Origin of the sequence: Youngiibacter fragilis 232.1 (assembly GCF_000495435.3) — a bacterium.
Taxonomy (GTDB): Bacteria; Bacillota; Clostridia; order Clostridiales; family Clostridiaceae; genus Youngiibacter; species Youngiibacter fragilis.
In genome coordinates, this window is record NZ_AXUN02000183.1 from 16,095 (window position 1) to 38,342 (window position 22,248).

Below are 22,248 nucleotides of genomic sequence, written 5' to 3' on the forward strand. Positions count from 1 at the left end.
TGTCAGAATTTCTTTTCACTGTCCAGCAGTATGGTTACAGGCCCGTCATTGACAATGGCAACCTCCATCATCGCACCGAATTCCCCTGTCTCAACTCTGAACCCTCTTGACCTGAGCCTCAAGACAAGGTCCTCATAAAGCGCTTTCGCCTCAGGTCCCTTGGCAGCCCTTATGAAGCCTGGTCTTCTTCCCTTTCTTGCATCTCCGTACAGTGTAAATTGAGAGACTAAAAGGATTTCGCCTCCCACATCTGCCAAAGGCAGATTCATCTTGCCATCATCATCCTCGAATATCCTTAATCCTGCAATCTTATCTTCGATGTAGTTCAGGTCTTCTGATGAGTCTTCCGTTGATATTCCAATCAGCACCATGAAACCCTTCCCGATGCTTCCTGTAACCCTACCCTCGACCCGTACGCTGGATGAAGTGACCCTCTGTATTACCGCTCTCATGCAATCAGCTCCATTTTAGGCATTTCCGATCCTGAATACGTCGGTAACGCTTGTAATTTTCCTCAGACGCTTCATGGTCTCGTTAAGCAGATTGATATCCCTTATGAGAAGAGACATATGGACTACACAGGTTCCGTCCTTCTTGCTCTCAGCATCGATTGCATTCAGAGGAATCTTCAGTTCAGTAACCACTCCCATGACATCAGTGACCATGTTCGGCCTGTCCATGGCATTAACCTGAAGCCTGGCACTATAAAGTTCCTTGCTTTCAGTCTCCCACTCAACATCGATCATCCTGTGCTCATCATCTATGTTCAGGCTCGAAAGGTTTGTGCAGTCACTCCTGTGTATGGAGATTCCCCTGAAATTCGTGATGTAACCGACGATGCTGTCTCCTGGAAGTGGATTGCAGCATTTCGCGAACCTTACCTGAACATTGTTCATTCCTGTGACCTTCACTCCAAAGAAGGATTTGGACTGCTTTTCCTTTACCTTCTTCCTGGTGGCTTCTATCTGCTTCTCAGCGTTCCTAAGTGATGCCTCGTTATCCTCATTCTGCTTCGCCCGGATCGATTCTTCTATAGCTTCCTTAAGCGCGCTTACGACTACGGAAGGTATTACCTGGTTTGCTCCTACCACTACGAACAGGTCATCGATTGAATTCCCGTGGTATCTTCTTATCAGCTTCTCCAGTGTTTCGCCTTTGGCAATATCAGCAAAGTTCCTGTCCTGCCTCTTAGCTTCCTTCTCAAGGAGCTCCTTGCCCCTCTGCATGTTCTCTTCACGCTTTTCCTTCTTGAACCATGCCTTTATCTTAGTCCTTGCCTGGTTCGAAGTGGCGATGTTGAGCCAATCTATGTTGGGGCCCTTTGGCTTGGAGGATGTCAGCACTTCAACTATCTCACCTGTCTTCAGCTTATAGTCCAAAGTCACCATGTTTCCATTGACCTTCGCACCTATTGTCTTGTTCCCGATGTCTGTATGGATCCTGTATGCGAAATCTATGGGGGTAGCTGCCTGCGGAAGATTTATAACCTCCCCCTTAGGAGTGAACACAAATATTTCATCTGCGAACAGGTCTATCTTGAAGGCTTCCATGAACTCTTCGGCATCGGAGGTCTCCTTCTGCCATTCGAGCATATCCCTTATCCAGACAATGTTCTGGTCTAGCGAATCCTTCGACCCTTCCCTGGAGGTACCTGTCTCCTTGTACTTCCAATGGGCAGCTATACCATATTCAGCGACCTTGTGCATCTCGTAGGTCCTTATCTGGATCTCAAAAGGCTTTCCCTGAGGTCCGATGACTGTCGTATGAAGGCTCTGGTACATGTTGGGCTTGGGCATGGCAATATAGTCCTTGAACCTGCCCGGTATCGGCTTATATATGGTATGCACTATTCCAAGTGCCGCATAGCAGTCCTTTATTGAATCCACAATCACCCTTATGGCTGTCAGGTCGAATATCTGGTCGATACCCTTGCTCTGGGACATCATCTTCCTGTATATCGAGTAGAAGTGCTTTGGCCTTCCGTCTATATCACAGGTTATGCTCGCATTCTTGAGCTTGTCCACTATGTCAGCCATGATGCTGGCAATGTAGGCTTCCCTTTCCTTCCTCTTCTCGGCTATCTGGTTGACCAGGTCATAGTATTCTGTAGGGTACATGTATCTGAAGGCAAGATCCTCGAGCTCCCACTTTATCCTGAACATTCCAAGCCTGTGGGCAAGAGGTGCGTAGATGTCGAAGCATTCCTTCGCCTTTTCCTTCTGCTTGTCAGGGCTCATGTACCTTAGAGTCCTCATGTTATGGAGTCTGTCAGCAAGCTTTATGACTATGACCCTTATATCCTTGGCCATGGCAAGAAGCATCTTCCTTACGTTGTCGGCCTGCTCCTCTTCCTTGGACTTGTATTTGATTTTTCCAAGCTTGGTGACTCCGTCCACAAGCTCCGCTATTTCAGTCCCGAATATCGCCTGAAGCTCAGCATAGGTATACTTCGTATCTTCAATGACATCATGAAGAAGCCCTGCCGCCACGGTATTTGTATCCATACCCATGTCGACAAGGATCGAGGCGACCTCAACAGGATGCGTCACATAAGGCTCTCCGGATTCCCTCTTTTGTTCCTTGTGCGCTTCCACAGCCAGGTTATATGCTTTTATGACAGTTTCCTTGTTAATGTTTCCTGCCTTGTCGATCTTCGCCAGAAGTTCATAAAGCATTGCCTTCACCACCCGATGATGCGTATGGCCGCTTTTCACGGCCATTTTTTACATTATATTGATACTTGGGGTATTTGTCTAGAATTCGTATTGAACCACTGATTCGACGCTGTATCCATCAAGCTTGTCCCTACCCTTAAGTCCAGTCAGCTCTATTATGAAGTCAACTGAAGCGATCTCTCCTCCAGCCAGCTCTATAAGCCTTGCACAGGCGGAAATGGTTCCTCCGGTTGCAAGCAGGTCGTCGACAAGTGCTATCCTCGCACCCTTCTCAAAGGAATCCTTGTGGATCTCAAGCGTGTCTGAGCCGTATTCAAGGTCGTAGGTTATTGCAACTGTCTCAGCAGGCAGCTTCCCTCTTTTCCTTATAGGAATGAAGCCTACACCAAGCGCATATGCAAGTGGCACTCCGAATATGAAGCCTCGTGCTTCGGGTCCTGCTATATAGTCAATGTTCTGTCCTCTAAGCTTATCAGCCATGTTGTCGATCAGAGTCCGGAAGACCGGACCGTTGCCGATAAGTGTCGTGATGTCCTTGAAGCTGATCCCTTCTACCGGGAAGTCCTCGATTATCCTGATTTTCTCCTTGAAATCCATGTTATCCTCCATTTCAGCATAGTGTCAGGTTCTGAAGATATTTCGCGATCTGCTCGGCTCTGTTTCCATCGCCAGTAGTAAGCATCTCGATTATTATCCTGGAATTATCCAAAGCGCCAACAGGATTGTCCTTAGGTGTTATGAATTTCCTGATGCCGTCGATATGGCCCCTTGTTATTGCCTTTGCCGCGCATAAGCCATAGTTTGTGGTGCACTCAAGCTGTTCACTGCCAAGAGCCCTGTACAGCCTTTCATTGTTTCCGGCAGGTATCCCTGCAGGAGCCCCGAGATAAACAAGGTCCGAATATCTCATGAAATTCCTCGTATTGTAGTAACTGGACAGCAGCTCTGAAAGCTGATAGACATTGCCTACAAGAGACAGGTCTTCCTTGAAGAAGGAGAGACTTCTTTCTTCTGCTCTCACCCCGATCGCCATGACAAGACCCTCTTCGTCGCCTGCAGCATCGCAGGCTGCCCTGGTTACCTTATCCGATAAAGTTATCATGAGACCCGGAGAAAAGAAATCAATATGTCTTCTTACAAGGTCCCTGAGCGCATCCTCACTTTCATTTCCGCTGACCACGAAATACTCCACATCAGAATTGAAGTACCGAAGAACTAGTACCAGTATGGATATCCCGCAGATCCCTTCCCTGTCACCGGTACCGTAGAGGATTACCTTTTCCCTGTTGTTGATCGCTTTAGTAAGCCTTTCGATGTACGGCGGTTTATGCTCAGGAACTGACTGAGTCCATGATGCGCCTTCTATTATTCTTTTTAGGATTCTCACCATGGAAATTCACCGTCCTGAAAACACTATAATTATAATACAAAAGAGCTGCGCCTTCAAACGGCACAGCCCGGCTGCATGAGCCGTTATTTTGCCTTAGCTGCCTTGAATGGGACCTTCTTCTTTGCAGTATGCTTCTCTATCGTCCTCTTCTCAAGCATGGACCAGACAGGGCTTGCTATGAAGGTCGATGAATAGCCTCCTGAAATTATACCTATGGTTATAGGAAGTGCAAAATCCCTGACGGCTGGTACGAACACATAGACAGCAACTATTGTGAAGAGCGTTGTCGCCAGTGTGTTGATTGACCTTGTGATCGACTGGTTGATCGAATGGTCCGCTACGGCCTCAGGTGTCCTGTGCTTGTTGCTCTTGAGGTTTTCCCTGATCCTGTCGAATATGACTATCGTATCGTTGATAGAGTAGCCAAGTATGGTAAGAACTGCAGCTATGAACGGCGTATTCAGAGGTATCTGGAATATCGCATATACAGACAGAGTGATAAGTATGTCATGGATAAGGGCCACTATGGCTGCAATTGCGAAATTGAACCTGAACCTGAACGAAATATACAGAAGCATAAGGAGTGATGCAATGATTACTGCCTTGATTCCTCCTGATGTCTGCTCTGCTCCGATTGCCGCGCCGATAGTGCTTTCCGATATTACCGGATTCTCTGACAGCTTATACTCTGACTTAAGCTCAGCCACAAGATTTGCTGTCGTTTCAGTGTCAAGGCTCTGGCTTCTCAGCTCCAGCTGCGTACCGTTGACCTTGGATGAAACAGCATTAGTGTCATACTTCTTTACAACCGCATCCACATCAGCCTTGTTGAAATCACTTCCCATATCAATTATGACGCTTGTGCCGCCTGCAAAGTCGATTCCCATATTCAGTCCTTCTGCAGCCATGAAACCAAAGCCAAGAACTATTATCGCCAATGAGAAAGTGAACCATATCTTCCATTTCCCGACTATCTTGAAATTAGTGTTACGCATTTGCTCCTACCTCCTTGACACCGAAATCGGAAGGCTTTTTGAGCATACCAGTATGCAGGCCTATCTTCAGCAGCTGTTTTGTTATTACTATGGCACTGAACATCGATACTACAATACCGATCATAAGGGTCAGCGCAAATCCCTTTACCGCCCCGGTCCCAACAAAATAGAGTACAAGTCCGGCGATTATCGTGGTTATGTTGGCATCAAGAACTGATGACATTGCCCTGTGGAATCCACCATCAAGTGCCTTTTTGACATCAGCCCCTGACCTGAGCTCTTCCCTTATCCTTTCGAATATAAGGACATTGGCGTCAACAGCCATTCCTATCGTTAGAAGGAATCCGGCTATTCCGGGAAGGGAGAGTGTAGCATCTATGCTGTAGAATATGAACAGGACAAGGTATATGTAGAATCCCAGCGCTAGTGATGCAAGGAATCCCGGTTTCCTGTAATATCCAACCAGAAGCAGGACTACAAGGCTGATTCCTACCATTCCCGCCTTCATCGTGTTAGGAAGTGCATTTGCACCTAGAGTAGGTCCTACCGTCTTGACTTCAACAGCCTTGACAGGATAAGGAAGTGCTCCTGAAGCGATGATGCCCGCCACGAACTGTGCCTCTTCAAGGGAATCCATCCCTGTTATCATTGCCTCACCGTTTGTTATCTCGGCGTTTACGACAGGGTTCGAAATCTGTTCATCATCCATGTTTATTGATATCTGCTTTCCGATGAACTTTTTGGTCGCCTCTGCAAACTTTGTGGTTCCTGATTCATTCAGCACAAGCGACACGATCGCAGCTCCTGTGCTGTCTACCCTCGCTTCCGCCAGCTTTACGTCGCTGCCGGTGAGTATCACATTGCCATCCGGGTCCTTGAATGTCAGAACTCCGGTAGTTGAAAGGCTCTTGACTATCTCGCTGGAATTGAACGCACCAGGAATGTCTATCCTTATTCTCCTGGCACCCTCCGTGGTTACCACGGTCTCGCTGACTCCAACCTTGTTTACCCTCATCTCAAGAAGATTCTTGATGGTATCGAGCTCTGATGTCTCGAGGCTGTCTGTCTGGACTTCCATTACTACAGTCACTCCACCCTGAAGGTCGAGTCCCCTCTTGATAAGCTCTCCGAATGACTTGAACCTGTATCCCTGCAGCGTGAAGCCCTCGAGGCCCATATACGCAAGGAACGACAATATGAGTATTATTGCGATAAGAATTGTTGTGTATCTTCCCTTTTTCATAACCTTCCCCCGTCAAATTCAATTTGGTTGCCCTGTTTCATCAAAACAGGCAACAGCCTAGGCTGCTGCCTGATCGTCATATGCTAACTGTCCCAGGTCATGCCTCCGGAACGGTTTCTTTCCTGACAAGATTTGCAACCGCATTCCTTGTCATTTCAATCCTGACCGCATCCGGTCCCGTCTCGAGGATTATCCTGTCTTCATTGATGACGGTGATCCTGCCGACTATGCCGCCTCTTGTAGTCACTATGTCTCCGGTCTTCAAGCTTCCTATGAGCTCCAGATATGCCTTCCTTCTCTTCTGTTCGGGCATGAACGTAAGAAAATAGAATACGGCCAGGAGGATAAGAATCGGCCAGCTCTGCCTGATTATTTCAGTCATCAACGCAACTCCTTCAAATGAATATATCTTATTATAATTAAATAAAGCCTTGAATAAAAGTGATTTTCACAAATTGTACATTATTTGATTACAACGAGCTATAATTTACCCCTTACCATGGCAAGCTTTTGTACCTTGTATTCCCTGAAAGTACCACTGTCAAGGGCATCCCTGATCTCTTCCATCATTGTATTGTAGAAGTGCAGGTTATGGAGCACGCACAGCCTCATGGCCAGCATTTCCTTGGCCTTGAACAAATGCCTGATGTAGCCCCTTGTATAGTTCCTGCAGGTCGGACAGCTGCAGGTAGTGTCTATAGGTGCATCATCGGTCTCAAACCTGGCATTGTTCAAGTTGAGCCTGCCTGAATTTGTGAATACATGGCCGTGCCTTCCGTTTCTTGCAGGAAGCACGCAATCGAAAAAGTCCACCCCCCTGTCAACAGCCTCCAGTATGTTTTCAGGAAGCCCGACGCCCATAAGGTAGATCGGCTTGTCCTTTGGAAGGTATGGTACCACTGCTTCGATGACGTCGTACATCTCATCATGGGTTTCGCCAACTGCAAGGCCTCCTATGGCAAAGCCATCCATGTCCATGCCGGAAATCTGCCTCGCATGGAGAACCCTCAGGTCCTTGTAGGTACCTCCCTGGTTTATTGCGAAAAGCATCTGCTTCCTGTTTATTGTGTCCTCAAGGCTGTTAAGCCTGTCCATTTCCTTCCTGCAGCGGTCAAGCCATCTGGTCGTTCGCTCCACTGACCTTTCCACATACTCTCTCGGAGCCGGATTCTCTACGCATTCATCGAATGCCATCGCTATGGTCGAAGCAAGGTTTGACTGTATCCTCATGGATTCCTCAGGCCCCATGAATATCTTGCTGCCATCGATATGTGAGCTGAAATAAACCCCTTCCTCTTTTATCTTCCTCATCGAGGCCAGCGAGAAAACCTGGAATCCTCCTGAATCAGTGAGTATGGGCCTGTCCCAGTTCATGAACCTGTGAAGTCCGCCAAGCTTCCTTACGACCTTGTCACCAGGCCGAAGGTGCAGATGGTAGGTATTCGACAGCTCCACCTGGCAGCCTATTTCCTTCAGGTCCATGGATGAGACCGCGCCTTTGATCGCAGCTAATGTACCTACATTCATGAATACCGGTGTCTCGATGGTACCATGGGGTGTCGTTAGCCTTCCCCTTCTTGCGGAGCCTTCTGTCTTCAATAAAGTATACATATCATTTTATGAACATGGAGTCGCCGAAACTGAAGAATCTGTACTTCATTCCGACAGCCGTCCTATAGGCCTCCATGGTCTTCTCCTTTCCCGCCAGTGCTGACACCAGCATTATGAGTGTTGATTCCGGCAGATGGAAGTTTGTTATCAGGGCATCGACGCATTTTAATTTAACACCAGGGTAGATGAATATATCGGTCCAGCCAGATGCTTCACTAACAAACCCATTTTCATCAGCCACAGTCTCAAGTGTCCTGGTTGAAGTTGTGCCAACTGATATGACCCTTCTCCCTTCAGACTTCGCAGCGTTGATCCTCTCTGCAGTCTCCCTCGATATCGAGAAGTACTCTGAATGCATGACGTGTGCATCGATATCCTCGACCTTAACCGGCCTGAATGTTCCGAGTCCCACATGAAGTGTGAGGAACACAGTTTCAACATCCTTCTCCCTTATCCTTTCCAGGAGCTCCGGTGTGAAGTGAAGGCCAGCTGTAGGTGCAGCTGATGAGCCCTCTTCCCTCGAGTAGACTGTCTGATACCTTTCCCTGTCCAGGAGCTTTTCCGTGATATATGGTGGAAGAGGCATCTCTCCCAACCTGTCAAGTATCTCCTCGAAGACACCTTCATAAATGAACCTTATTATCCTGTTCCCGTCATCATGTACCTCGACAACCTCAGCTGTAAGAAGTCCATCCCCGAACGTGAACCTGGCTCCTGGCTTTGCACGCCTTCCAGGTTTTGCAAGGGCTTCCCAAGTATCCTTGTCGATCCTCTTCAGCAGCAGGAACTCGATCTTTCCTCCTGAGCCTTCCTTTGAACCGATAAGCCTTGCAGGGATGACCCTTGTATCGTTCATCACAAGGACATCACCTTCAACAAGATATTCCGGAAGGTCCGAAAACACCTTGTGTGAAATCTCCCCGCTAAGCCTGTCGAGAACCATCAGTCTCGAACTGTCTCTTTTTTCCAGAGGGTGCTGAGCAATCAGCTCCTCCGGCAGATCATAGTAAAAATCATTAACTTTCAAATCAATTTCCCTTCTAATCGAACAGGGACGCTTGTCCCTCTTCCTTTTCATCCATTTTTATTCCAAGATGGTCATAGGCTCTTTTCGTTGCGCACCTTCCCCTTGGAGTCCTGATAAGGAACCCCTTCTGAAGAAGGTATGGCTCATAAACATCAACTATCGTATCAAGCTCCTCTCCTATGAAATAGGAGAGTGTCTCAGCACCTACAGGTCCGCCTCCAAAATTCCTTACTATGGCCTCAAGGATCTTCCTGTCAATCCTGTCAAATCCTTCCTCATCAACATCAAGCATGTCAAGGGCCTTCGAAGCAGACTCGGTGTCTATGGTATCCCTTCCAAGGACCGTAGAGTAATCCCTGACCCTTTTAAGCAATCTGTTCGCTATCCTGGGTGTACCCCTGCTCCTTCTTGCGATTGCAAGGGCGCCTTCAGCGGTTATCCTGCAGTTGAGGATGCCAGCGCTCCTGGTTATTATCTCCCTCAGCTCATCATAGGTATAATACTCCATGCTGAGATGGACACCGAACCTGTCCCTTAAGGGAGAAGTCAGCAGGCCTACCCTGGTAGTAGCCCCTATCAGCGTGAACCTCGAGAGGTCAAGCCTTATTGATTTGGATTGTGCCCCCTTACCGATCACTATGTCCAGTGCGTAGTCCTCCATGGCTGGATAAAGGATTTCCTCAACTGTCCTTGACAGCCTGTGTATCTCATCTATGAAGAGCACATCATTGTCCTTAAGTGAAGTCATGATGGCTGCGAGGTCACCTGCCCTTTCAATGGCAGGTCCTGATGTGACCTTGAGCGAGCCTCCCATTTCCCGGGCTATTATGTTCGCAAGTGTAGTCTTTCCAAGTCCTGGCGGTCCGTGGAGCAGCACGTGGTCAAGAGATTCGCCTCTCATTTTTGCAGCCTTTATGAACACTTTGAGCCGGTCCTTTACCTTCTCCTGTCCTATATACTCGGAAAGCCTGACCGGTCTCAGGGAGAACTCGCTCGAAATGTCTTCTTCAATAAAATCGCCTGCAGTTATCCTGTCATCCATATCCCACACCTACCTCATTAGCAATTTCAAGGATTCCTTAATGGAATCTTCGAGTGTCAGCCCGCTCCCTGCTGACTTCAGAGCACCTTTTGCTTCCCTGTCAGAATAGCCGAGTGCGATAAGCGCAGCAAGAGCTTCATTTTCAGTGTTCTCCGCTGAGGTGTCCTCAGTCGGTTCATCTCCATCTATTCCATCTGAATGCAGCTTTCCCTTAAGCTCAAGTATTATCCTCTGGGCTATCTTCTTTCCTATTCCAGGAGCTTTCATCAGAAGGCTTTCATTGCCGTTTATAATCGCAAGCTTCAGCCTGTCAGGCATGCTTGCTGACAGAAGTGACAGAGCCGCCTTGGGACCGACTCCGTTGATCGTTATAAGCACCTGGAAGAGGTCTAGCTCATCCCTTGTTGAGAATCCATACAAGCCAAGGAAATCCTCCCTTACTATCTGGATGGTATAAAGGATGACCTCTTTTTTCTTCTCTGGCATCATAGCCATCGTATTGCCTGACGTATAGACCTTGTAGCCTATTCCACCAGCTTCAACGACAACACAGTCTTTGAAAATACCCATATAGGTCCCTCTTATATAGTCATACAAAACGGTCACCTCCTGATTCCCTATCCACTATAATAACATGAAGTCTCTTTCCTAACCATATTCAGAGGCATAAAAAGACCGCAGCCTCCATTCAAGGAGCCTGCGGCATCAGAATATCATTTTTCGTCCTCTTCAAAGTCCACATCCACAACATCATGCGTCTGCCTGAAGAAATCTTCATCCTGAACGCTCTTCACTGCATTGTCGATCTCCGGTCCCGTAGTGTCCTCAGAATATCCGGATGCAGGTTCCTTCCTGCTCTCCCAGTCAGTCCTGTAGGTTCCACCTGACCTGTTCATTGTCGGCCTTAGGATCCTTGAAACTACATACCAGATCAGTATGAATATCGCTATGTACGGAAGTGCTGTGATTGCTATTGAAATTATGAAGAACAGAATCAGCCCGCCTATTATCATTCCAAAGATATTTCCAGTTTTCATTCAAAATCCCCCTTGGAGCCATATGCTTCCTGAGGCATTACTCCTTTTGCTTTCTCAAGTAACGATCATCGATTGACCATTGATTAATGATAACAGCAAAGGATTAAACAATGATTAAATTTTGGAAAGGCCAACTGCTATCCATGAAGCTACCTTGGCATTGTTAAGAACAAGCCTTATATTCGATTCAAGGGATTCCCCGCCTGTGAGCTCCATGACCTTTTCAAGTATGAAAGGTGTGACCTTCTTTCCCTTGATGCCTTCCGCCTTGGCATCTGCAAGGGCCTGTGAGATCGCCCTGTCAATGACAGCCTTGTCCATTGCATACTCAGCCGGAATCGGATTTGCGATTATCGCTCCGCCGTCAAGTCCCATGCTCCACTTCGCATTCAGCGACTCAGCTATCTCATCTGCTGTGTCGAGCCTGTAGTCGACCTTGAAGCCGCTTTCCCTCGTATAGAATGCAGGCATTTCCTCGGTACCGTAGCCTATTACCGGTACTCCCTTGGTCTCCAGGTATTCGAGAGTAAGGCCGATATCGAGTATTGATTTCGCACCTGCGCATACTACAGCAACATTGGTCCTTGCAAATTCATCAAGGTCAGCTGATATGTCCATAGAGGTTTCTGCACCCCTGTGTACACCGCCTATCCCTCCTGTAGCAAACACCTTGATGCCAGCCATCTCTGCCATAATCATGGTTGCTGCCACAGTAGTGCCTCCATCCTTCTTTCCCGATACGACGAACGGCAGATCCCTTCTCGAGCACTTTACAACATCCTTGGCAGATCCTATGTAGTCCAGCTCCTCACGGCTTAGTCCTATCTTGAGCCTTCCCTTTATTATCGCCATGGTTGCCGGCACCGCTCCGTTCTTCCTTATCTCATCCTCAACAGTAAGAGCTGTTTCAACATTCTGCGGGAACGGCATTCCGTGGGTTATTATTGTCGATTCAAGTGCAACTACAGGCAATCCCTTATCCAGTGCGTCCTTTACCTCCGGTGCAATGTCAATGTACTTTTCAAATTCTGATGATCTCATAATTTCCCTCCATTATTTTATTTATAGATTCAACATTTGTGTTTTTGTTGATCGTGTCGCCAGAAGCAAGATTCATGAGTGAAGCGCCAGTTCCAAATAAAGCCGCTGCCCTAATGTCGAGGGCTTCGGTCTCAGCATATGCAGCCCCTGCAAGGAATGCATCACCTGCTCCGGTGGCGCTCCTTACATCTACCTTCAGTGCCCTTAAGATTCCCCTGTCGGTCCCATCACTGAAGAATGTGCCGTCGGGTCCGAGCGATATGAACACCTTCGAGACTCCAAGTCCATGGAAGTGCTCTGCGTTCCTTAACAGGCCTGAATGGTCCTTGGCAGGTATCCCTGTAAGGGCTTCAGCTTCCAGCCTGTTCGGCTTTATGCAGTCGAATCTTCCAATCAGGTCCTTTATCCTCAGCGCCTTTGCCATTGAAACAGTGTCAAGGTATTTCATGTTGTTCTGAGCCATGCCCAGTGCAGTCTCGATTACCTCATAGCTGAGGTTGGCATCAAATACAGACACCTTGCTTCTTTCAATAAGCGATTTCTTTTCCTGGAGATATGATGAGTCGAACTTCCCATAGATCTCCATTGACGAAACAGCCACATACATGTCCATGTTTTCATCAAGTACAGACAGGTAGGTCCCTGTTGCTTCACCTGCCAGTTTCCTCACGTGCGACACATCAACCCCGGATGCTCTCGTGTCCTCCAGCAGCCGCCTTCCATTTTCATCATCTCCGACCACCGAAATCAACTTCACGGACAATCCCATCAAAGCCATGTTTTCTGCAATGTTCCTTCCGACACCCCCGGGCGAGAAGGTCACACTGCCGGGATTCGAGTCCCTTCCTGACAGCCTGCCGAAGGGCGCGCCGGAGATGTCCATGTTGCATCCACCGATTACAGACACGTAGATCTCATCATCAAGCACATATCCCTTTCCCTTCACAGCACCCTTCTTCATAAGGTTGGCAATATGGACAGCTACCGATGACCTTGTGATCCCAAGGATCTCTGCGATATCTTTCTGGGATATCATGGGATCCTTCCTTATTATGTTGAGGATTTCCTTTTCACGGTCAGTCACTGCGTTCACCCCTCATAAGCTTATGTTTGCTTTCTAAATATTTGCTTATCCTTATTCTATGCCTGAAACTTCAAAAAATCAACAAAAAAATGAAGCCTGCCGAAAAAAATCCGACTGCTTCATCTATCATCTGTTTATGTCTGTTATCAGCTTGGTGTATTCAACTCTCAGTTCTTCAAGCTTCTTCCGCTCTTCACTTGTTACCGCACCCTCAAAATATTCCATTATCTCTTTTTCAGTTTCAAGAAGCTTTTCCATAAGCTCGTACTTACCATCAAAGGTCTTTGGCGGATTCGCAAGTTCACCCACCAGCACTTCAAGAGTCCTGCTGTTTTCCTGCATGGACTTTACGGAAGAAACATCCAGCACCCTGTCTACCAGTCCGTCAACTGCCGTTCCAAGACCCAATCCCTTGAAGAAGCTATTCAGATTGAGCTTGCCGATGGAGGCTATGCTCTCATCAATGAGGGCTCCCTGTTCTTCAAATCCAGAAACCACGGTAATATATTTTTCCCTGTAGTTATCAAGCTTGGCAAGCTCTTCAGCTTCTTTCCTCTGGTTGGCAAGCATGACTGCTTCTTCAGTACGCTTCTGGTTCGTCGCAACTGCGAGGTCAACGCTGTAGAAAGCAAGAATCGCTGCTGCCGAAAGAAATACGATAAGAACTATCCTCAGGAGCACTCCTCGCTGCCTGCCGCTTCTCTTTTCCACGGAGGCATCCCTGTCATATATGTAATCCTCAGTACGAGGATTCGTTATCATGTCTTCCGCTTCATCATAGCCGCCAAGTTTCACCTTGTCATACCCCTCCATTCCAGCGAAGGGTTTGCCGCACTGGCTGCAGAATCTGCTTCCGACCGGGTTTTCATATCTGCAATTCCTGCATTCCAATCCTTATCACCTGCCCACGTAAAATGATAATACCCATTATTTATCAGGGCCTTTTGAGAAACTTAAAAATGCTTTAATTTTCAAAGTAAATCGGTACGGGAAACAGCTTTTTGATATGCTCCCGTACCGATTATTTTCATATATCCTATCCAAGTGCGACATCCAGTATCATCATGATTGTAAACCCGATCAGGGCTCCCATGGTAGCCACATCGGAATTCCCGTTTGACTGTGCTTCAGGGATCAGCTCTTCGATCACCACATATATCATCGCACCAGCAGCGAAGCATAAGGCATATGGCAGTATCGGTCTCATTATCGAAACAAGGTATGCCCCGAGTACTCCCGCTATCGGTTCTACTACACCCGAAGCCTGTCCCAGGAGGAAAGCCTTGAACCTTGACATCCCTTCACGTCTGAGTGGTATGGATACCGCCGCTCCTTCAGGGAAGTTCTGAAGACCTATGCCTATGGCAAGGGCAACAGCTCCTGCCATCGATGCTGTGGATATGCCGTGGTATACCGCTCCGAATGCCACACCTACGGCGAGGCCTTCAGGTATGTTATGGAGCGTTATTGCGAGTACCAGAAGTACACTTCTCTGCCATGATGTCTTTATTCCCTCTGCCTTGTTGGCAGCAAGCCCCAAATGAAGGTGTGGAAGCAGCCTGTCGACAATATAGAGGAAAATGCCGCCGCCCATGAAGCCTATGGCTGCAGGGACCCATGCCACGTATCCCATCTCTTCTGCAAGTGTTATACCCGGGTTCAGCAGCGACCAGAAGCTTGCAGCTATCATGATCCCAGCTGCAAAGCCAAGCATCGCATCGAATACCTTCTTGTTGATGGTCTTGAAGAAGAATACAAGCGACGCTCCAAGTGCAGTTACGAACCAGGTGAACATTGTGGCCAAGAGCGCCTGTGTGATCGGTGACATACCTTTAAGAAAATCAAACATTAGTGCACCTCCCTCAATTCGAGCTGGAAGTCCTAATCCTCAAATCCCTCAGCAAATTCGGCATTATGCCACACCGAATCCACATCGTCATCTTCGTCAAGCTTGTCGAGGAGCTTCTGGAACTTTTCAGAGGCGTCCATGTCAAGGGCAGTATAGACATTGGGGATCATGGTTATTTCAGCCTCAAGGAATTCTATTCCCTGCGCCTCGAGTGCCGATTTAACTGATTCAAATTCCTCAGGTGCTGTGATTACTTCGTATACCTCGTCCTCTGCACTGAAATCCTCTGCTCCTGCCTCAAGTGCAAGCATCATCAGCTCTTCCTCATCCAGTTCATCAGTCTTTTCAATGACCATCTGACCTTTCTTGTTGAACATGAATGTCACTGAACCTGATGTGCCGAGATTTCCTCCGAACTTATCGAAGGTGTGCCTTACATTTCCTGCTGTCCTGTTCTTGTTGTCGGTGTATGACTGTACGATTACAGCAACACCGTTTGGTCCATACCCCTCGTATGTTATGTCTTCATAGTTGACGCTCTCAAGCTCGCCGGCGCCTTTCTTGATTGCCCTGGTTATATTGTCCATGGGCATGTTGGCTGCCTTCGCCTTCGCGATTACGTCCCTGAGCTTTGCATTGGTATCCGGACTGCTGCCGTCCTTTGCCGCCATGATGAGCTCCTTGCCGATCTTTGTGAATATCTTGCCCCTCTTGGCGTCCATCTTTCCCTTTTTAGCCTGTATGTTGTGCCATTTTGAATGTCCTGACAAATCTATCTCCTCCGTTTCTTACGACTCTGAATTATACCACAAGGACCACGGTCTATACAATATCCGTAAAAAGCCTGTCGTTTTCCTTGTAGTAAAGGGACCTGTCCCCTGTTATGAACCCAAGTCTCCCAGATGCGGCTTCCGTAAGCTGAGCTATCAGCCATGCCGTCCTGCCCTCTTCAATATATAACGTGATTTCAACATCCTCCGCATATGAGGTATCCTCTATGTGGATCCCATTTTCTCTCAGGAGATGCTGGAACTTTCCAAGCAGGTCATATGCTATACTCAGCTTCAGTTCATTTCCGTATACCCTTTCGATGGTTCCGCATGCCCCTATTGCGTCGGATGCCCCTCTTATGTACGCCCTTGTAAGCCCGCTGGCACCGAGCAGCACACCACCGAAATATCTCGTCACAACAATCACTGAATTCTTCAATCCGCTTTTCCTTATGACATCAAGCACCGGCATTCCGCCGGTTCCCTGCGGTTCACCATCATCGCTGTATCTCTGTATGTTCTCATTTTCACCCAATGTATATGCATATACATGGTGCCTGGCCTCCTTGTAGGTGCTCTTCACCTTGTCAATGAACGCCCTTGCCTCCTCCTCGGTTTCCACCCTCCTGCCAGACCCGATGAACACTGATTTCTTTTCAGTGAACTCAGATGACCCTTCATTCCTTATCGTCCTGTAGCCCATTATATCTGGTACACATTCTCCCTTATCAGTTCTCTTCTTTCGAAGGTCTTAACCGCCCTCAGCTCCATCTTGAGGATGTTCTTGGAATGGAGCAGTGAGAGTATACCTTCCATTTCTATAGAGAAATCCGAGAAGAAGGGGTCCCTTGATATTTCTCTGGCACTTTTGAATCCTGGATTTTCCCTCAGATAAGCAAGGAGTATTTCTGATGCCTGCTGAATTTCCATGTCGATCGTGGTCTTCAGATACCTGTTTACTTCTGTGACCCTTACTTCAAGGTCCCCTTCTCCTACAAGCATCCGGAACTGTCTGTCAAATTCCCTGTCCAGGTTCGCTGCCATTGACAATGTGTCCTTTGAGATCATGTAGCCTCTCGAGTTCACATATACCGAAGCATATAGCTCCATCGAATCTATAAGCGTCCTGAATGCCCCGAAAAGGTTACCTCCGACAAGAAACTTCTCGGTTGAATCTATTGTCTTGATGAGTCTCCCAAGATATGAGAGTGTCCATTTCCTTCTGTCCATGTCAGGATAGAACCTCTCGTCATTGTATTTTGCCCGTATTTCTTCATCCCTTGCAAAGACTATCTTCGAGGATGAGAATATCCTGTGCAGGTAACTGCCCTTCACCCGAAATCCCTTGAGGTTCAGGAATTCTTCCTTGGAAATGACCTTCAGGTGCACAGGTACTCCGAACTCTGTAGAGTAGACATTCCTTACCCCGCTCTCGGCTTCCTTCATTATAACAAAAAAATCAATATCGGAATTCTCCCATAGGTCTCCTGTCACCATGCTGCCGAAAACAAAGGCTCCCAGCACCTCAGTGTTGGCTTCGAGAGCCTGTGCCACATTCTGGTATGCCTTCTGATATTCTAAAATCAGATTTTTCATTTCTTTCCTCCAACAAGGAACTTTTCATACATATACAGGTCCCTGTCAGGAACCTCGGCCTTCACATATGTTCCTTCTTCCCTGTATTCCTCAGCAATCACAATTCCTCTTGCCCTGATTGAAGAAAGCAGCTTCTGCTCGCTGTATGGAACGAGTACCTCTATTGAGCTATGGGTCTTCGGAAGGGCTTCCATGATCATGTCCAGCAGCGGTTCAAGGTTCTTTCCGTTCTTTGCTGATATTTCTATGATCTTGTGCTTTCCTTCGTAGAGCTCCCTTATGTCTTCAACCACATAGCTCAGACCCTTGTCCACCTTGTTCAGGGCAATGATCGTATCCTTATCCCCGCAGCCGATCTCCTCAAGTACGCTGTCTACCGTGATAGCCTGTTTATATGCATCATCGGATGATGCATCGATGACATGCACGAGAAGGTCAGAAAAGACAACCTCTTCAAGGGTTGACTTGAAGGCTTCTATGATGTCATGAGGTAGCTTCCTTACGAAGCCGACTGTGTCCGTCAGCGTTACTATACGTTTGTCCTTCAGGGCTATTGCCCTGGTTGTCGTGTCAAGTGTCGCGAAAAGCATGTCCGCTTCAAATACCTTTTCCTTGACTACGGAATCCTTCGACGATATTTCATAGAGCGCATTCCTCAGCGTGCTCTTACCGGCATTCGTGTATCCGACCAGTGAGACCTTCTGGATCTCGTTTGTCTCCCTGTTCTCCCTCTGTATCTCCCTGACACCTGTGATCTTCGACAGTTCCCTTGTAAGGTCAGTGACCTTCTCCCTGATCCTTCTCCTGTCTATCTCAAGCTTTGTCTCACCAGGACCCTTAGTCCCTATTCCGCCGCCTGTCCTCGACATTACCGTACCAAGGCCAATAAGCCTGTTCATCCTGTACTTTAGCTGCGCAAGCTCGACTTGGAGCTTCGCTTCCCTTGACCTTGCACGCCTTGCGAATATCTCGAGGATAAGTGTCGTCCTGTCGATAACCTTTACTCCCAGCTGTTCCTCCAGGTTCCTTATCTGTGTGCCTGTAAGCTCATCATCAAATATTACAACATTGCTTCTTGTCAGCTGAAGCCTCTCCCCTATTTCCCTTACCTTTCCGCTGCCGACATAGAAGGCATTGTCCGGCCTCTCCCTGTTCTGTATCACCATATCAGCAACCGGGAGATTGCATGCCTTAGCAAGCTCTCTAAGTTCCTCCAGGCTGTCCTCGGTATCTATGCCCGCAAGGACTGCCCTTTCTTCAGGCTCAGAAATGCTTTCACCCTGCTTCATGAGTGACTCATTGAATGTGATCCTGTCGAGGATGTCAAATGACAATGCTGACTGAATATCCATCGGCTGCGTAGCCTGTGCTGCAAGCCTTCCGTCATCTACAGTAAGGAATCCTATCACCATAGTCGGATATTCACCAAGCCCAATGGCAGCAATACAGTCCAGCTTCATCTTCAACAGAGCTGAGACATCCAGAGCCGAAAGCCTCGGATTTCCATTAGGATGCGTATGGATTATCCTGGTGCCGGACAGCTTCCTTTCCTTGACATCAAGAAGAGGCAGAGATACGCTGCTTGAGTCTCCTATCGTGACTTCCTGAACCTTACCCCTCCTGTCGATCGCTACTGATATTTCTCTCTCAGTTTCCCCGGACAATCTTGATATGAGGTCCGTGATCTCCTGTGATGCTATCTGGTATTTTGGTGTCCTTATCTCGAATATAGTCTCCAGCTCATCCAGAATCCTTTTTCTGATCCCGTCAATATTTCCTGAAATCACAAGATTTCCTCCTTCTTTTCCAAATTCTTGACATATTTCCTTTAATTATATAGTATTTAGTACAAGAATTACAGTGTGCGCAGAATGCGGAGGTTCACATGGAAGATAAAAAGATGAATGTACTGATATCGGCAGATGAAATAAGGGAAAGAATCAAGGAACTTGGAGAAGAGATAACAAAAAAGTACAAGGGTCAGAAACTCTATGTGCTTTCACTCCTTAGAGGAAGCTTCATCTTTACAGCTGACCTTGTGAGAGCTATGGATACCGAGGTGAAGATAGGCTTCATGACCACTTCCTCATATGGCCACGGAGAGGAATCAGAAGGCAAGGTCACAGTGGTCACTGATATAGCCGATGACCTGGAGGGGTTCAGCGTACTTGTCGTGGATGACATAATAGATACGGGAATCACAATGGATTTTGTAATGAAGCATGTCATGGCAAAGGGTGCCAAGGCAGCAGCTTGCTGCACGCTCCTGGACAAGCCTTCCAGGAGAAGAGTGGAGATAGTACCTGACTTCTGCGGATTTGTAATAGACGATATCTTCGTAGCCGGTTACGGCTTAAACTATGGTGATTATTACAGGAATATTCCATTTGTCTTCAACTGGCAGTAGAATATTCTGAAAATCCCACTAAATATTAAGATTTTCTAAAGATGCCGTTCCTTAAGGTGCGGCATCTTTTATGATATAATGGTTTATAAATTTCAATGGAGGTTGTTTTCAAAGTATGAATGGAAAGCCCAAAAGAAGGGTGAACGCAAAAACAAGCGGTTTCACAATGCTAATAAAAACGTTAAAATTCATTTTCATAGCTCTTGTGGTAGCGACACTCGTCGGAGGATTATACGCCGCAAAGATAAGCCTTGCCATTGCGGAGGATGCACCTGAACTTAGCGCTGAGAAGTTTATTCACCAGAACCAGCCTTCCGTGATCCTTGACTCGACAGGAGCCCAATATGACATTGTCCATACTGATGAGGTAAGGTTCCCGGTTTCCCTTGAGGAAATGGGACAGAATCTGCAGGACGCCTTCATATCCATCGAGGATGAAAGGTTCTACAAGCACAACGGTGTTGACTACAGAAGGACGATAAGCGTCGTGATCCAGGACATTATCGGAAGAGTCACAGGAAACAGAAGCATGCAGGGTGGATCTACCCTGACACAGCAGATAATAAAGAACACATTCCTCACCAGGGACAAGGAATATACAAGGAAGATAAAGGAAATATTCATGGCTCTCGAAGCAGAGAAGGTCCTTTCAAAGGAACAGATACTCGAGACCTACATGAACGGTATTTACCTCGGAGGAAAGGCTAACGGGGTAGAAGCAGCTGCAAGGCAGTACTTCTCAAAGAATGCAAAGGACCTTACAATTATCGAAGCTGCTTACGTAGCGGGTACGACACAGAGCCCGTCTGTTTTCTATGCCTTCTCAGACAGCTCAAAGGCTAATCCTGCAAAGTACATCAACAGGACAAAGCTCGTGCTTCAGGCGATGCTCAGGAATGAGAAGATCACCCAGGTGGAATACGATGCGTCAATAGCTGAGCTCGATGCAACAGGAATAACCTTCAACCAGACTGTTCTTATCAGTGACAAATACAACTATGAGTATTTCACAAGACCTGTAATAGACCAGGTCAGGGCAGACCTAAAGGAAAAGAACGGCCTGACAGATGAGGAGATCACTGAGCTTCTGAGCTACGGTGGACTCACTATTCATTCCACAATGAACAGGGCTGCGCAGGATTATGCCCAATCAATCCTCGATGACTTCAACAATATCAAAAGCGAATACAATCAGCCCAAGCTCCGTGAAGCTACAGCAGCCGATCCAGAGAGCAAGGTCAAGACCCTTGCTGATGGCTCCAGATGGGTAGAGTACACTGAAGTTACTGAAGCACAGGCCGCATTTTCAGCTGTCGACTACAAGACAGGGCAGGTACAGGTCATAATCGGAGGAAGGAACCAGGAGTCAGCCGCAGGTTACAACAGGGCCTACTACTCACCTACTTTCGCGAATTCAGTACTCAGGTCCATAGGTTCCACAACTAAGCCACTCACCGTTTACGGACCAGGAATCGATACTGGAAAGATCACTTTAGGGAGCACAGCAAAAGATGAGAAACTTGAATTAGCTCTCTACAAGCCGCTGGGATTCCAAGTTAGCCCTCTCAACGTAAATAACAGATATACAGGAATGACTGATATTAGAACAGCTATCGTTAATTCCTATAACACCGTATCTGTAAGGACATTCGCTGTTGTTGGCAAACAGACCTCTCAAAGCTATGGTGAAAAGTTTGGTCTTATATATACGAAGAATGCAGAAAATGTTGGAGCATCCACCCTTGCACTCGGATCGAATCATGAGGACGGTAAGGATGGCGGAAATCCTCTTGTTCTTGCGACAGCATACGGTGCCTTCGGAAACAGCGGAATCGTCACAGAGTCGATACTCTATACCAAGGTTACTGATGCCTCAGGCAATGTTATCCTCGAGAATGTTCCTGAATCAAGGCAGGTGATCAAGCCTCAGACTGCATACATACTCTATGATGTAATGAAGGATGTCGTCAAGAACAACGTACCAAGCGCAAAGCTTACAAGCATGCCGATAGCAGGAAAGACCGGTACTTCACAGGGAAGGATAGATACATGGTTTGCCGGACTCAGCCCATACTATTCAGCATCCATGTGGATAGGTTCAGATACGCACGAAGAGCTGCACAAGGCAGGCTCCCAGGCAGTCCAGACGTCTTACGCGACCCAGGTTGCCTTTGGAAAGATCATGAAGTTCCTGCATGAGGGACTTCCGGTGAAGGACATCAAGAGACCGGGAGGGATAGTCCAGGGGGCATTCTGTACAGAATCAGGTGCCATACCTAATGACTACTGCATAGAAGCGGGAACCGCAAGGACCGACCTCTTCATAGACGGGACCCAGCCGACAGAGCTGTGCACAATACACATCCCTCCGGTAGAGCCCGAGCCGATACCTGTAGACCCAACAGAAACTACCTCCCCGGTAGTAGTACCACCGACAGGGAACAATAATAGTAACAGACCTGGTAATCCTTGAGGGATATA

Annotated in this window: 22 protein-coding genes; 2 read left to right on the plus strand and 20 right to left on the minus strand. The window is 47.5% G+C overall.

The window, feature by feature from the left end:
• Positions 1 to 2: 2 nt before the first annotated feature.
• The 20 genes from dtd to hflX form a co-directional block, all read right to left on the minus strand.
• The gene (gene dtd / locus T472_RS11660) at positions 3 to 452 is read right to left on the minus strand and encodes a D-aminoacyl-tRNA deacylase (protein WP_023388972.1); all 450 of its coding nucleotides are present in this window, start codon (positions 450 to 452) and stop codon (positions 3 to 5) included.
• A gap of 15 nt (positions 453 to 467) precedes the next feature.
• Complete coding sequence (locus tag T472_RS11665; protein WP_023388971.1) at positions 468 to 2,675, minus strand: RelA/SpoT family protein; 2,208 nt, start codon at positions 2,673 to 2,675, stop codon at positions 468 to 470.
• Positions 2,676 to 2,753: 78 nt separating this feature from the next.
• A complete protein-coding gene (locus T472_RS11670; protein ID WP_023388970.1) occupies positions 2,754 to 3,272 on the minus strand; it encodes an adenine phosphoribosyltransferase in 519 nt (172 codons plus the stop codon).
• A gap of 13 nt (positions 3,273 to 3,285) precedes the next feature.
• Complete coding sequence (locus T472_RS11675) at positions 3,286 to 4,065, minus strand: single-stranded-DNA-specific exonuclease RecJ family protein (protein WP_023388969.1); 780 nt, start codon at positions 4,063 to 4,065, stop codon at positions 3,286 to 3,288.
• Positions 4,066 to 4,148: 83 nt separating this feature from the next.
• The gene (secF, locus tag T472_RS11680; RefSeq protein ID WP_040907468.1) at positions 4,149 to 5,060 is read right to left on the minus strand and encodes a protein translocase subunit SecF; all 912 of its coding nucleotides are present in this window, start codon (positions 5,058 to 5,060) and stop codon (positions 4,149 to 4,151) included.
• On the minus strand, positions 5,053 to 6,303 hold the full coding sequence (gene secD, locus T472_RS11685; RefSeq protein ID WP_040907470.1) for a protein translocase subunit SecD: 1,251 nt from the start codon (positions 6,301 to 6,303) through the stop codon (positions 5,053 to 5,055). Before secD ends, secF begins: the two co-directional genes overlap by 8 nt.
• 97 nt (positions 6,304 to 6,400) lie before the next feature.
• Positions 6,401 to 6,685: a preprotein translocase subunit YajC gene (gene yajC / locus T472_RS11690; protein ID WP_023388968.1), complete on the minus strand. Its 285-nt coding sequence runs from the start codon at positions 6,683 to 6,685 to the stop codon at positions 6,401 to 6,403.
• Positions 6,686 to 6,783: 98 nt separating this feature from the next.
• Positions 6,784 to 7,914 (minus strand): tRNA guanosine(34) transglycosylase Tgt, encoded by a 1,131-nt coding sequence (gene tgt / locus T472_RS11695; protein WP_023388967.1) that lies wholly within the window; start codon positions 7,912 to 7,914, stop codon positions 6,784 to 6,786.
• A 1-nt stretch (position 7,915) separates the two neighbouring features.
• Positions 7,916 to 8,941, minus strand: a complete 1,026-nt coding sequence (gene queA, locus T472_RS11700) for a tRNA preQ1(34) S-adenosylmethionine ribosyltransferase-isomerase QueA (RefSeq protein WP_023388966.1) — start codon at positions 8,939 to 8,941, stop codon at positions 7,916 to 7,918.
• 13 nt (positions 8,942 to 8,954) lie between these two features.
• Positions 8,955 to 9,983 carry a Holliday junction branch migration DNA helicase RuvB gene (gene ruvB, locus T472_RS11705; protein WP_023863610.1) on the minus strand — a complete coding sequence of 343 codons (1,029 nt, stop codon included), beginning with the start codon at positions 9,981 to 9,983 and terminating at the stop codon, positions 8,955 to 8,957.
• 9 nt (positions 9,984 to 9,992) lie between these two features.
• On the minus strand, positions 9,993 to 10,580 hold the full coding sequence (gene ruvA, locus T472_RS11710) for a Holliday junction branch migration protein RuvA (protein ID WP_023387543.1): 588 nt from the start codon (positions 10,578 to 10,580) through the stop codon (positions 9,993 to 9,995).
• Positions 10,581 to 10,696: 116 nt separating this feature from the next.
• Positions 10,697 to 11,020 (minus strand): hypothetical protein, encoded by a 324-nt coding sequence (locus tag T472_RS11715; RefSeq protein WP_023387544.1) that lies wholly within the window; start codon positions 11,018 to 11,020, stop codon positions 10,697 to 10,699.
• Between the two features lie 114 nt (positions 11,021 to 11,134).
• Positions 11,135 to 12,061: a pseudouridine-5'-phosphate glycosidase gene (locus T472_RS11720; RefSeq protein WP_023387545.1), complete on the minus strand. Its 927-nt coding sequence runs from the start codon at positions 12,059 to 12,061 to the stop codon at positions 11,135 to 11,137.
• On the minus strand, positions 12,042 to 13,145 hold the full coding sequence (locus tag T472_RS11725; RefSeq protein WP_023387546.1) for a PfkB family carbohydrate kinase: 1,104 nt from the start codon (positions 13,143 to 13,145) through the stop codon (positions 12,042 to 12,044). Before T472_RS11725 ends, T472_RS11720 begins: the two co-directional genes overlap by 20 nt.
• A 126-nt stretch (positions 13,146 to 13,271) precedes the next feature.
• Entirely contained in the window at positions 13,272 to 14,036 is a 765-nt protein-coding gene (locus tag T472_RS11730; protein WP_023387547.1) for a zinc ribbon domain-containing protein, read from the minus strand.
• 145 nt (positions 14,037 to 14,181) lie between these two features.
• The gene (locus tag T472_RS11735) at positions 14,182 to 14,994 is read right to left on the minus strand and encodes a ZIP family metal transporter (RefSeq protein WP_023387548.1); all 813 of its coding nucleotides are present in this window, start codon (positions 14,992 to 14,994) and stop codon (positions 14,182 to 14,184) included.
• 32 nt (positions 14,995 to 15,026) lie between these two features.
• Positions 15,027 to 15,764 carry a YebC/PmpR family DNA-binding transcriptional regulator gene (locus T472_RS11740; protein ID WP_023387549.1) on the minus strand — a complete coding sequence of 246 codons (738 nt, stop codon included), beginning with the start codon at positions 15,762 to 15,764 and terminating at the stop codon, positions 15,027 to 15,029.
• 52 nt (positions 15,765 to 15,816) lie between these two features.
• Positions 15,817 to 16,467, minus strand: a complete 651-nt coding sequence (locus T472_RS11745; protein WP_023387550.1) for a YigZ family protein — start codon at positions 16,465 to 16,467, stop codon at positions 15,817 to 15,819.
• Positions 16,467 to 17,360 (minus strand): nucleotidyltransferase domain-containing protein, encoded by an 894-nt coding sequence (locus T472_RS11750; protein WP_023387551.1) that lies wholly within the window; start codon positions 17,358 to 17,360, stop codon positions 16,467 to 16,469. Before T472_RS11750 ends, T472_RS11745 begins: the two co-directional genes overlap by 1 nt.
• A complete protein-coding gene (hflX, locus tag T472_RS11755; protein ID WP_023387552.1) occupies positions 17,357 to 19,147 on the minus strand; it encodes a GTPase HflX in 1,791 nt (596 codons plus the stop codon). Before hflX ends, T472_RS11750 begins: the two co-directional genes overlap by 4 nt.
• Before the next feature lie 98 nt (positions 19,148 to 19,245).
• Here hflX and hpt point away from each other — a divergent pair, with 98 nt between their 5' ends.
• Together hpt and T472_RS11765 are read left to right on the plus strand one after the other, a co-directional pair.
• A complete protein-coding gene (gene hpt / locus T472_RS11760) occupies positions 19,246 to 19,767 on the plus strand; it encodes a hypoxanthine phosphoribosyltransferase (protein ID WP_023387553.1) in 522 nt (173 codons plus the stop codon).
• A 166-nt stretch (positions 19,768 to 19,933) separates the two neighbouring features.
• Positions 19,934 to 22,240: a transglycosylase domain-containing protein gene (locus T472_RS11765; RefSeq protein ID WP_160319140.1), complete on the plus strand. Its 2,307-nt coding sequence runs from the start codon at positions 19,934 to 19,936 to the stop codon at positions 22,238 to 22,240.
• Positions 22,241 to 22,248 lie beyond the last annotated feature (8 nt).